Annotated in this window: 1 protein-coding gene; it reads left to right on the top strand. The window is 64.7% G+C overall.

Annotation, left to right across the window (positions count from 1 at the left end; translation table 11 throughout):
- Window positions 1–77: 77 nt before the first annotated feature.
- The coding region (locus tag E8D38_RS27850; protein WP_140637563.1) for an IS5 family transposase at window positions 78–1,044 on the top strand (967 nt) is incomplete at its 3' end.

The raw sequence follows: 1,044 nt of genomic DNA, 5'->3' as shown, positions 1-1,044 counted from the left end.
TAGGGAGACGCTGATCAATTGACCGCTCCGGCACGATGCATGCATGCCGCGCGGAACCCGGACACAGCCACGCCAACATGAGCCAACGCAGCTTTGCCAGCGCCGAGTACGCGATGAAGAAGAAGCGCACGCGGCGTGAGAAGTTCCTCGCCGACATGGAGCGCATCGTGCCGTGGGCGCGCCTGGTAGCGGTGATCGAGCCGCTGTATCCCAAGAGCGGGCGTGTAGGCCGGCAGCCGATCGGCGTGCCCAAGATGCTGCGCATGTACTGCTTGCAACAGTGGTACGGCCTGGCCGACGAGGCGCTGGAGGATGCGCTGTACGACAGTCAGGCGCTGCGTGACTTCGTGGGCATCGACCTTTCGCGCGAGTCGGTACCCGACGCTACGACGCTGCTGAAGTTCCGCCGCCTGTTGCAGGACAACGACCTCACCCGGGCGCTGTTCGACGAGATCAACGCGCACCTGGGCGAGCAAGGGCTGCTCATGCGCGCGGGCACGATCGTTGACGCGACGATCATCGCCGCGCCCAGTTCGACGAAGAACGAGGGCAACGCGCGCGACCCCGAGATGCACCAGACCAAGAAGGGCAATCAGTGGTTTTTTGGCATGAAGGCGCACATCGGCGTCGATGCCGAGTCGGGTCTGGTGCATGCGGTGATCGCCACGGCGGCCAACGTCAATGACGTGACGCAAGCCGGTGCGCTGCTGCACGGCGACGAAGAAGATGCCTTCGGCGATGCGGGCTACCGCGGCGTGGGCAAGCGAGAAGAAGCGGCGGGCCCTCGATGGCACGTGGCGATGCAGCCGGGCAAGCGCAAGCAGTTGGACCCGGCGCGCAAGTGGGCGCGGCTGCTCGAGAAAGCCGAGCAACTTAAGGCCAGCGTGCGCGCGAAGGTCGAACACCCGTTCCATGTGATCAAGAACTTGTTCGGCCACAAGAAGGTCCGCTACAAGGGGCTGGCCAAGAACGAGGCGCAGCTGTTCAGCCTGTTCGGGCTGGCCAACATCGTCATCGCCAAGCGGCACTTGTTGGCGCTGCACG

Origin of the sequence: Methylibium rhizosphaerae, assembly GCF_006386545.1 — a bacterium.
Classification (GTDB): Bacteria; Pseudomonadota; Gammaproteobacteria; order Burkholderiales; family Burkholderiaceae_C; genus Pseudorivibacter; species Pseudorivibacter rhizosphaerae.
This window is presented reverse-complemented; position numbering and strand designations above follow the sequence as displayed.